The sequence below is a fragment of the Nitratireductor luteus genome (assembly GCF_026162365.1).
Classification (GTDB): Bacteria; Pseudomonadota; Alphaproteobacteria; order Rhizobiales; family Rhizobiaceae; genus Chelativorans; species Chelativorans luteus.
The window spans coordinates 347380-355705 of sequence record NZ_JAOANW010000007.1; the positions used below are offsets into that span (position 1 = coordinate 347380).

The window sequence follows — 8326 nt, forward strand, 5'->3', positions numbered from 1 at the left end:
AGGCTGACCATGCGCCATCTCCTGGACCGGGCCGGTAGCGCCCCTGCCGCCCTTGTCCTGCTGCTTGCCGCAATGCTGTGCGCCTATTCGGCCGAGTTGCCGGCGCTGACGGGCCGTGTCGTCGATCAGGCCGCCATAATAGACGATGCGACCGAACGGCAACTGGTACGGACCCTGGCCGAATTCGAACAGCGCTCGTCGGATCAGATCGCGGTCGCCACCATCCATGATCTCGGTGGCGAAGCCATCGAACCCTATGCCAACCGGCTTTTCCGCAGCTGGGGTCTCGGCCAGGCCGGCGAGGACAACGGTATCCTCCTGCTCGTGGCGGTCGGCGACCGGAAAATGCGCATCGAGGTCGGCTACGGGCTGGAAGGCACGCTGACTGACCTGCATGCCAAGCTGATCATAGAAAATACCATGGTGCCGGCCTTCCGCGCCGGAAATTTCTCCGGCGGCATCGAGGAGGCGGTCAACGACATCATCATGGTGCTCGAAGGCAACGCCGCCGAGCTTGAAGCGCGTGCGCGGCGCTTTGCCGAGGAGAATGATGAGCCTGTCTGGCCGGTTGTGCTGTTTCTGGCGGTCTGGGGCACGATGTTCTTCGGCGGCTTCGCTATAGCCTTCCTGCCCCCGATTTTCGGCCGGAAAATCGGCCCCCGCCATTACAAATGGCTGGGCATGGACTTCAAATACAGTTCGGGCGGCAGCTCGCGCGGCAGATCCGGCGGCTGGTCGAGCAGCGGAAGCAGCGGCGGCTTTTCCGGCGGCGGCGGTTCGTCCGGCGGCGGCGGCGCGTCGGGGAGTTGGTGACGATGAGCATATTGTCCAAAGCCGAACATGACCGCATCGCGGCGGCGATCGCCGAGGCCGAGAGCCAAACGTCCGGCGAAATCTATTGCGTCCTGGCGCAGCGCAGCGACGACTATTTCTACCCGTCCGCCTTCTTCGTCGCCCTGTCGATTCTGATCGTCAGCCTGCCGCTGACGGTTCTGGCTCACTATTGGTGGATCGATCTGCGGCCGGCGGTGCTGCTCGGCGGCCAGCTTGCCGCGCTCGCGACCTCCCTTGCACTCCTGTTGGCGGCGCCACGGCTGCGGCTCCTGCTCGTGCCGCTTCATCTGCGATACCGGCGCGCCCACGAAAACGCCATGCGGCAGTTCCTGGCGCGCAACATCCATGTGACACAGAAGCGCACGGGTGTGCTCATCTTCGTGTCCTTGGCCGAACATTACGCGGAAGTGCTGGCGGATGCCGGCATCGATGCCCGCGTCCCCCAGGAACGGTGGAACGACGCTGTGGAAACGCTGACAGAAGCTGCGAAAAAGGGCGAACTGACGGATGGGATCGTCGCCACCATCGGGCTTGTCGGTGCTGAACTCGCCACGCATTTCCCCGCTGGGAACACCAATCCCAACGAACTGGACAATCACGTGATCGATATCTGAGAGACTGAATTGGAAGTCGTTCCGGCGCGGTGAAAATGGTTTTTGCGAGCACCCGAACACAGGAAGATGCTATTTGCAGACCGCCAGGAAGCCTTTTGATCAGGTTCGGCCGGAAAGCCCCCCGATACCCCAAAAGTTTATCCCCGATGAAACGCTTGTTCTTGCCTCGACCCCGCCCGCGCGGCTATGGTTAACAAATCATGAAGACACTGGCGATCGACATAAGAAAAGCTGAGCCTCATGACGCCGATGCGATTGCATCGGTGCACGACCGGGCCTGGCGCGGCGCCTATGCTGGCATTATTCCCCACAAGGCGCTCAACAGGATGGTCGGTCGGCGCGGTACGAACTGGTGGGCTGACGCCATTAAGCGCAGGGCGACCGTGCTCGTCGTGGAAATCGGCGGCGAAGTCGCCGGCTACGCGACGCTGGGTCGCAACAGGGCGCGCGAGCTCAAGCAGCAGGGCGAGATCTACGAGCTTTACCTCAGCCCCGAATATCAGGGCATCGGCCTCGGCACGCGCCTGTTCTCCGCCGCGCGCGAAATGCTGCGCGACCACGGTTTCAACGGACTTGTGGTCTGGGCGCTCGAGGAGAACGAGGGGGCGCTATCCTTCTATGAAGGCGCCGGAGGCAAGGACATCGCCGAAGGTGTGGAAGTCTTCGAGAGCAAGGCCCTGCGCAAGATCGCCTTCGCCTGGGCCTGACGACCTCGCAATCGCGTCTTCAGGCCGGTCTTCGGGCAAAAAAACCCCCTTGCGCCAATCGCCGCATTGCCTGCGGGAGCGAGAGCGGGTAGTCACCCCCCCAGCTTTCAACCATTCGCGGGAAATTTCATGCGCATCGAAGCCATCTCCATTGGCGACAATCCCCCTGAAGACGTGAACGTCATCATCGAGGTCCCGGTCGGCGGCCAGCCGATCAAGTACGAGATGGATAAGGAAGCCGGCACCCTCATCGTCGACCGCTTCCTCTATACGCCGATGACCTATCCGGGCAATTACGGCTTCGTGCCGCACACCTTGTCCGACGACGGGGATCCGATAGACGTCCTGGTCTGCAACACCCGCCAGCTCATCCCCGGCTGTGTCATCAACGTACGCCCGATCGGCGTGCTGATCATGGAAGACAATTCCGGCCAGGACGAAAAGATCGTCGCGGTGCCGTCGCCGCACCTGACGCGCCGTTACGAAAAGGTCTCGAATTACACCGACCTTCCGGAGATCACGCTGCAGCAGATCCAGCACTTCTTCGAGCACTACAAGGATCTGGAGCCCGGCAAATGGGTCAAGATCGGCGACTGGATGGATGCCGCCGCCGCCCGTCGCCTGATCACCGAGGCCATTGAGCGAGCCAAAAAGCCGGACGCCGCCGCCTAGAGCATGATCCCGAAAAGTGGATGCCGGTTTTCGGGATAGATCGTGCTAGAGCAGATCGTCGTTACACTGAAACGCTGTTCTGCTCTATCTACTTGTTTTTACCGCATTTGTGCGACGTCAGGTGATTCCACCTGACTGCAAAATTCTCTAAAACAAGGAGCTGGATGGTGGTGACGATTCAACGAAGCGTCATCGCGATCTGGAGGGGGCGACGACGATGCGGTGGGGGTTCAAATAGATCATCGTCATCCCGGCCGACCGCGGGGAGAGCCGGGGCCTGTTGGAAGACCATCGAAGAGCGGCCCGGTTCTCGCCGGGCGCGCTCCGGCACCTTCTGCGGAAATCAGCCACGCCTCTCAATGGATCCCGGCTCTGCGTGGCTTTGCCGCTGGGCCGGGATGACCACGAGGTGGAGCACCCAGCCTGTCAATCCCCGAAGCATTATCCGGGGCCTTATCGGCCACCGATTGCAGGGCGCGGCCCGGTCCGCCCCCGCCCTGCCGTGAAGTATTGTCCTATAGGCCGCCCATCCCGTCGGAACCGATATAGGCGATGCGCAGCATGTTGGTCGCGCCAGGCGTGCGCAGCGGCACCCCCGCCGTGATGATCACCCTGTCGCCCGGCTTCACGAATTTTTCCTCATAAGCGATGCGGCAGGCGCGATCCACCATGTCGTCGAGATCGTGGGCATCCGGAGAGACCACGCAATGGGTTCCCCAGACGAGGCTGAGCCGCCGCGCCGTCTCCACCACCGGCGACAGCGCGATGATCGGCACCATCGGCCGCTCGCGCGCCGCGCGCAGCCCGGTTGTGCCGGACGAGGTGTAGGTGATGATGGCCGAGAGCTTGAGCGTCTCGGCAATCTGCCTGGAGGCCAGTGAAATGGCGTCGGCGCCCGTCGGCTCCGGGTCGCTCCGCTGGGCGTAGACAATACCCTGATATGTCGGATCACGCTCGACCTGGACGGCAATGGAATCCATCGTCGCGACGGCCTCGACCGGATATTCGCCGGCGGCCGATTCGGCCGAAAGCATTATCGCGTCGGCGCCTTCGAAGACGGCCGTGGCCACGTCGGAAACCTCGGCCCGCGTGGGCACCGGTGCCGTGATCATGGATTCCAGCATCTGGGTGGCCACGACAACCGGCTTGCCAGCGCGGCGGCAGGCCCGGATGATCTGTTTCTGGATTCCGGGAACGGCCTCCAGCGGCATCTCCACGCCGAGATCGCCGCGAGCGACCATCAGGGCATCGGAAAGCTCCAGTATTTCCGGCAGACGCTTTACGGCCTGGGGCTTCTCGATCTTGGCCATGAGCGCGGCGCGCCCCCGGGCCACCTTACGCACCTCGGCCAGATCCTGCGGCCGCTGGATGAAGGACAGCCCGATCCAGTCGACACCCGTCGCCAGCACGGCATCAAGGTCCTTTCGGTCCTTTTCCGTGAGCGCGCCCAGCGGCAGGTCGGTGTCGGGCAGGCTGACGCCCTTGCGGTCGGAAATCTTGTTGCCGGCGACCACCTTGCAGCGGATTGCGCGGCCGTCGTTGCTCACCGCCTCGAGCTGCAGGCGCCCGTCATCGATGAGGAGACGATGCCCAGGCTCCACGGATTTGAGAATCTCAGGGTGTGGCAGATGCACGCGGGTGGCATTGCCGGGCTCGGGATTGTCGTCGAACGTGAATTCCTGGCCGACGTCCAGCGCAACCTTCTTCTCGGCAAATGCGCCGACGCGCAGTTTCGGCCCTTGCAGATCGGCGAGAATGCCTATCGGCCTGCCTGCTTCCTTTTCGACGGTCCTGATGCGGTCGACGAGGGTGCGCATCAGATCGTGATCGGCATGGCTCATATTGATGCGGAAGACGTCCGCCCCGGCCTTATGCAGCTTGGCGATCATTTCCAGGCTAGACGACGCTGGGCCGAGCGTGGCGAGAATCTTGACTTTTCTGCTGCGCTTCATGGGTTGGGTGTTCCCGTGACGGCGGCCGCGCCGTTGGCTGCGGTGGGGTCCGGCGTCGGACCGTCGGTCAGCTGCACCATCCAGTTCTCCTGTTCGCCTGTGTCATGTTCCTGGAAGCCCGCGCGCTGGAAGCCGCGGGCAAAACAATCGTTCACGCCGGCAATCTTGAATTCCTTGTCGGCGACGCACATTTCGATTTCACCTTCCCATCGGCCGCCCCGCGCGGCGTCCTCGGCGTAGAGGTAGTAGTAGCGCGATTCGAGCGGGCCCTCGATAAGCGTCTTGCAGCTCGAAGCGTCGATATGCCACCAGCCTTCGCTGATCCAGCCGGCGCGTGCGCGGTAGCCGATAGCTACGCCGACGAGATTCTGCGTTGCGTTGCACACACGGAAATCCGCCCGGGCGGGCGTCGGGCCCACCGCATAAAATCCCAACGCGGCGGCGGCCGCGAGAACGGACTTGCGCAAGCTTATCTTCAGGCTCCCAAACGGCATTTTCTGCTTCTGCTTCGACATTTCAGCCTGCCATCCTTTTCGGCAATGTGGGTCCCCGTGTCAACGCGCCCGCCCGGCTGAATTGTTTAGCCCCCGCGCCGGTTGACCCTTTGCCGCCATGCGCCGATATGATCGGGTGGAGCGCGATTTCTGCAAAGCCATGGAGACGAGGACTGATGACCCCTTTGAGCGAGGAACAAAAGCGCGATCTCGAGGCAGCCGCCTTTCGCCGGTTGGTCTCCCATCTGCGCGAGCGAACGGACGTGCAGAATATCGACCTGATGAATCTGGCGGGATTTTGCCGCAACTGCCTGTCCAACTGGTATCGCGAGGCGGCGGCGGAAGCCGGCATCGCCCTCGACAAGGCGCAGTCGCGCGAGATCGTCTACGGCATGCCCTATGATGAGTGGCGGGACAAATATCAGAGGGAGGCAACTCCCGAACAGGCCGGCGCCTTCCGGGAAAACCGCCCCAAAGACCATTGAAACGAGCTGGTTTTGGCCGAATCTCAGCTCGTTTTGGCCCGTTTTGACGCCATTTTCGCCGGGAAAAGGTGGTCTCGGATCATTTTTCTATCGCTTATTCGGGCTTGACCGAAGCGGGTGGCTGATGCATCGAACCGCAGTCCTTTCGCGCGCCCTGAGTCGCGCCTTTCCCACCAGATTCCGGAGTTCGCCATGGCCGATGACATCACCAATGAAACCGCGCAAACCGTTGCCGCCGGACAGCTACGGTCCTTTATCGAGCGCATCGAGCGACTGGAAGAAGAAAAGCAGACGATCTCCGAGGACATCAAGGAAATCTATGCCGAAATGAAGGGCACGGGCTTCGACACGAAGGCGGTCCGCACCATCGTGCGCCTGCGCAAGAAGGACCAGGCAGAGCGGCAGGAAGAAGAGGCGATGATCGACCTCTACAAGGCTGCGCTGGGAATGGCCTGAGCGGGAATCGGGGTCAGGGGAATATTGTCCGGCTGGTGGAGCTGAGGGGAATCGAACCCCTGACCTCATCATTGCGAACGATGCGCTCTCCCATCTGAGCTACAGCCCCGTTCAGCCTGGATGCCGCGCATTTATTGCCAGGGGACCGTCGGTGTCAAGCATCGCGTTTGCGGGCTTGCCGTCGCGGGCGGCAGTGTCTACATGTCGCGAAACCTTCGTTCCAGGCGGCCACGGAGAACCGTATGACTGCGCTCTTTCAGACCATTATCATGGCGCTCGACATTTATTGGTGGCTGATCATCGGATCCGCGATCTTTTCCTGGCTCTACGCCTTCAACGTGGTCAACCCGAACAACCAGTTCGTGGGCACGATCGGCAACTTCCTGTACAGGGTCACCGAGCCCGCGCTGCGGCCGATCCGCAATGTCATGCCCGATCTCGGCGGCATCGACATTTCGCCCATCATCCTGCTTCTCCTGCTCTTCTTCGTGCGGCAGTTCATCATCACGACGGTGGCGCCGGCCATTCTCTGATGAACGACTTCCACGCACCGTTCTTCCGCGCTGGCGCGGACGGCGTGGAAATCCTGGTGCGCCTGACGCCGCGATCGTCGCGCGATGCCGTGGAAGGCGTTGGCGAAACCGATGACGGGCGACGTCGTCTGAAGGCGCGGGTGCGCGCCATCCCCGAAAAAGGCAAGGCCAACAAGGCCCTGGAAAAACTGATCGGCAAGTGGCTCGACGTCGCTCCCTCCGCAGTCCATGTTACCGGCGGGTCGACCGCGCGACTGAAGACAGTCGCCATTTCCGGCGAGCCGGCCGAGCTTGCAAGACGCCTTCAAGCGCTTGTGACCATCTGATGTATCAGGGCCTCATCATGCTGTGGCCGGTGCACAGATTCAAAGAGTTAGGGCGCCCCTTGTGAGTCCGGATGCAGGCACGGCGCTCTAGAGCCGGTCGCCCGTCCGCGCATCCATGATGCTGATGAGCGCGCGTTGTGCGGCCCGCTTCATCGGATAGACGTCGAGCATGCGACGGTAGACCTTCAGCGCTTCATCCTCGTAACCGGTCCGGCGCAGAATGCCCGCCAGACCGCTCATCGCGCCGAAATGGCGGGGTTCAACCGACAGCGCCCGCGAAAGATCCGACATGGCGCGGTCGTAATCATCCATCATCAGATGAACCAGGGCCCGGCTGTTCCAGCCTTCCACATAGTCCGGATAGAGCGTGACTGCCTGGTCGAGAAGATCGAGAGCGACGTGGAATTTCTCGTCGCCGGCTGCCTTCTGCGCCCATTGCAGGAGCAGTTCGGCCGTGTCGCCGCCCTCCATCGTCCACTCACGCTCGATACGCCGGGCAATGCGCTGGGCGGCCACTTCGTTGGTCTCGCGCTTGAGATCGTCAAACAACTGGTCGATGGTCCCGCCGACCGCCGAGGTCTCGACAGCAGCATCGGCTGCCGCCTCATCGGAAGACGCCGACAGAGGCCACATCAGGGCCGGCAGAAGGAGTATGAAGCAAACAAAATGGCGCATGGCACGAGATTACCCGCACCAGCGCTTCTATAAAAGTGAAAACCGCGTGATCGCCGCCGGTCAGACCCGGCGGCAGTGCCTCAGCCCTGGCGGGCCTTGAAGCGCGGATTGGACTTGTTGATGATGTAGATGCGGCCCTTGCGGCGAACCAGGCGGTTCTCCCGGTGGCGGGTCTTGAGCGCCTTGAGCGAGTTCTTGATCTTCATTGGTCTTGCCCGTCAATCGGCCGTATGGCCACAATGGTTCAGGAGGCGCCGCCTCCAATGGAAAGGCGCGCCAAGCGGGCGCGCCGTAATTCGAGTGGGCTCATAGACGACATGACGCTCCCGTGTCAAGGTTTGCGGTATATTGGCCCGTCCTCGATCAACCGATTCCAGCTTGCCGCGAAAAAAGGGCCGGCATTTTTTCGACAGGGGGAATTCGATGAAGAAGATCTTTTCAGCCAGCGTCCTAGTCTTACTGTGTCATAAAACTGTTTTGGCAGCATGGACATCGTGGCAGCCGCCGCGCCAAGGCGTGGGCGAGCCTAATCCTGATGGTGGCGATGGAGTTGGTGACGTGGCGTTCGGGACGCAGCG

The 8326-nt window shown here is 62.0% G+C and carries 12 protein-coding genes and 1 tRNA gene; 8 read left to right on the plus strand and 5 right to left on the minus strand.

The window, feature by feature from the left end; translation table 11 throughout:
* The first annotated feature begins 9 nt into the window (after window positions 1-9).
* The 4 genes from N1058_RS12455 to ppa all read left to right on the plus strand — a co-directional run bounded on the left by N1058_RS12455 (window position 10) and on the right by ppa (window position 2827).
* A complete protein-coding gene (locus N1058_RS12455) occupies window positions 10-813 on the plus strand; it encodes a TPM domain-containing protein (protein WP_265517865.1) in 804 nt (267 codons plus the stop codon).
* Complete coding sequence (locus tag N1058_RS12460) at window positions 807-1448, plus strand: TPM domain-containing protein (RefSeq protein ID WP_265517866.1); 642 nt, start codon at window positions 807-809, stop codon at window positions 1446-1448. Before N1058_RS12455 ends, N1058_RS12460 begins: the two co-directional genes overlap by 7 nt.
* A gap of 200 nt (window positions 1449-1648) precedes the next feature.
* Entirely contained in the window at window positions 1649-2155 is a 507-nt protein-coding gene (locus N1058_RS12465; RefSeq protein WP_265517867.1) for a GNAT family N-acetyltransferase, read from the plus strand.
* A gap of 129 nt (window positions 2156-2284) precedes the next feature.
* A complete protein-coding gene (gene ppa / locus N1058_RS12470; protein WP_265517868.1) occupies window positions 2285-2827 on the plus strand; it encodes an inorganic diphosphatase in 543 nt (180 codons plus the stop codon).
* Window positions 2828-3342: 515 nt separating this feature from the next.
* On the opposite strand, the gene pyk is transcribed toward ppa, so the two are convergent.
* Window positions 3343-4779 carry a pyruvate kinase gene (gene pyk, locus N1058_RS12475; protein ID WP_265517869.1) on the minus strand — a complete coding sequence of 479 codons (1437 nt, stop codon included), beginning with the start codon at window positions 4777-4779 and terminating at the stop codon, window positions 3343-3345.
* The gene (locus N1058_RS12480) at window positions 4776-5273 is read right to left on the minus strand and encodes a DUF1036 domain-containing protein (protein ID WP_265517899.1); all 498 of its coding nucleotides are present in this window, start codon (window positions 5271-5273) and stop codon (window positions 4776-4778) included. The genes pyk and N1058_RS12480 overlap by 4 nt, the downstream gene beginning before the upstream one ends.
* Window positions 5274-5449: 176 nt before the next feature.
* Here N1058_RS12480 and N1058_RS12485 point away from each other — a divergent pair, with 176 nt between their 5' ends.
* Both N1058_RS12485 and N1058_RS12490 read left to right on the plus strand, forming a co-directional pair.
* Window positions 5450-5758: a DUF1244 domain-containing protein gene (locus N1058_RS12485; RefSeq protein WP_265517870.1), complete on the plus strand. Its 309-nt coding sequence runs from the start codon at window positions 5450-5452 to the stop codon at window positions 5756-5758.
* A gap of 192 nt (window positions 5759-5950) precedes the next feature.
* Complete coding sequence (locus tag N1058_RS12490) at window positions 5951-6214, plus strand: DUF2312 domain-containing protein (protein ID WP_265517871.1); 264 nt, start codon at window positions 5951-5953, stop codon at window positions 6212-6214.
* Between the two features lie 33 nt (window positions 6215-6247).
* Here the strand turns inward: N1058_RS12490 and N1058_RS12495 are convergent.
* Window positions 6248-6323: transfer RNA gene (locus N1058_RS12495), tRNA-Ala, on the minus strand.
* 133 nt (window positions 6324-6456) lie between these two features.
* Between N1058_RS12495 and N1058_RS12500 the strand changes: the two genes are divergently transcribed.
* Both N1058_RS12500 and N1058_RS12505 read left to right on the plus strand, forming a co-directional pair.
* Window positions 6457-6747 (plus strand): YggT family protein, encoded by a 291-nt coding sequence (locus tag N1058_RS12500; protein ID WP_265517872.1) that lies wholly within the window; start codon window positions 6457-6459, stop codon window positions 6745-6747.
* Window positions 6747-7073, plus strand: a complete 327-nt coding sequence (locus N1058_RS12505) for a DUF167 family protein (protein ID WP_265517873.1) — start codon at window positions 6747-6749, stop codon at window positions 7071-7073. Before N1058_RS12500 ends, N1058_RS12505 begins: the two co-directional genes overlap by 1 nt.
* An 87-nt stretch (window positions 7074-7160) precedes the next feature.
* Here the strand turns inward: N1058_RS12505 and N1058_RS12510 are convergent, their stop codons facing one another.
* Window positions 7161-7748 carry a tetratricopeptide repeat protein gene (locus N1058_RS12510; RefSeq protein WP_265517874.1) on the minus strand — a complete coding sequence of 196 codons (588 nt, stop codon included), beginning with the start codon at window positions 7746-7748 and terminating at the stop codon, window positions 7161-7163.
* Between the two features lie 80 nt (window positions 7749-7828).
* Complete coding sequence (ykgO, locus tag N1058_RS12515) at window positions 7829-7954, minus strand: type B 50S ribosomal protein L36 (protein ID WP_009452263.1); 126 nt, start codon at window positions 7952-7954, stop codon at window positions 7829-7831.
* Between the last annotated feature and the right edge of the window lie 372 nt (window positions 7955-8326).

What these genes read in the sequence shown, in the direction of transcription:
- N1058_RS12510 (WP_265517874.1), bottom strand. Translation starts at nt 7,748, where the DNA reads ATGCGCCATTTTGTTTGCTTCATACTCCTTCTGCCGGCCCTGATGTGG.
- N1058_RS12500 (WP_265517872.1), top strand. Translation starts at nt 6,457, where the DNA reads ATGACTGCGCTCTTTCAGACCATTATCATGGCGCTCGACATTTATTGG.
- N1058_RS12490 (WP_265517871.1), top strand. Translation starts at nt 5,951, where the DNA reads ATGGCCGATGACATCACCAATGAAACCGCGCAAACCGTTGCCGCCGGA.
- N1058_RS12465 (WP_265517867.1), top strand. Translation starts at nt 1,649, where the DNA reads ATGAAGACACTGGCGATCGACATAAGAAAAGCTGAGCCTCATGACGCC.
- N1058_RS12480 (WP_265517899.1), bottom strand. Translation starts at nt 5,273, where the DNA reads ATGCCGTTTGGGAGCCTGAAGATAAGCTTGCGCAAGTCCGTTCTCGCG.
- ykgO (WP_009452263.1), bottom strand. Translation starts at nt 7,954, where the DNA reads ATGAAGATCAAGAACTCGCTCAAGGCGCTCAAGACCCGCCACCGGGAG.
- N1058_RS12505 (WP_265517873.1), top strand. Translation starts at nt 6,747, where the DNA reads ATGAACGACTTCCACGCACCGTTCTTCCGCGCTGGCGCGGACGGCGTG.
- N1058_RS12485 (WP_265517870.1), top strand. Translation starts at nt 5,450, where the DNA reads ATGACCCCTTTGAGCGAGGAACAAAAGCGCGATCTCGAGGCAGCCGCC.
- N1058_RS12455 (WP_265517865.1), top strand. Translation starts at nt 10, where the DNA reads ATGCGCCATCTCCTGGACCGGGCCGGTAGCGCCCCTGCCGCCCTTGTC.
- ppa (WP_265517868.1), top strand. Translation starts at nt 2,285, where the DNA reads ATGCGCATCGAAGCCATCTCCATTGGCGACAATCCCCCTGAAGACGTG.
- pyk (WP_265517869.1), bottom strand. Translation starts at nt 4,779, where the DNA reads ATGAAGCGCAGCAGAAAAGTCAAGATTCTCGCCACGCTCGGCCCAGCG.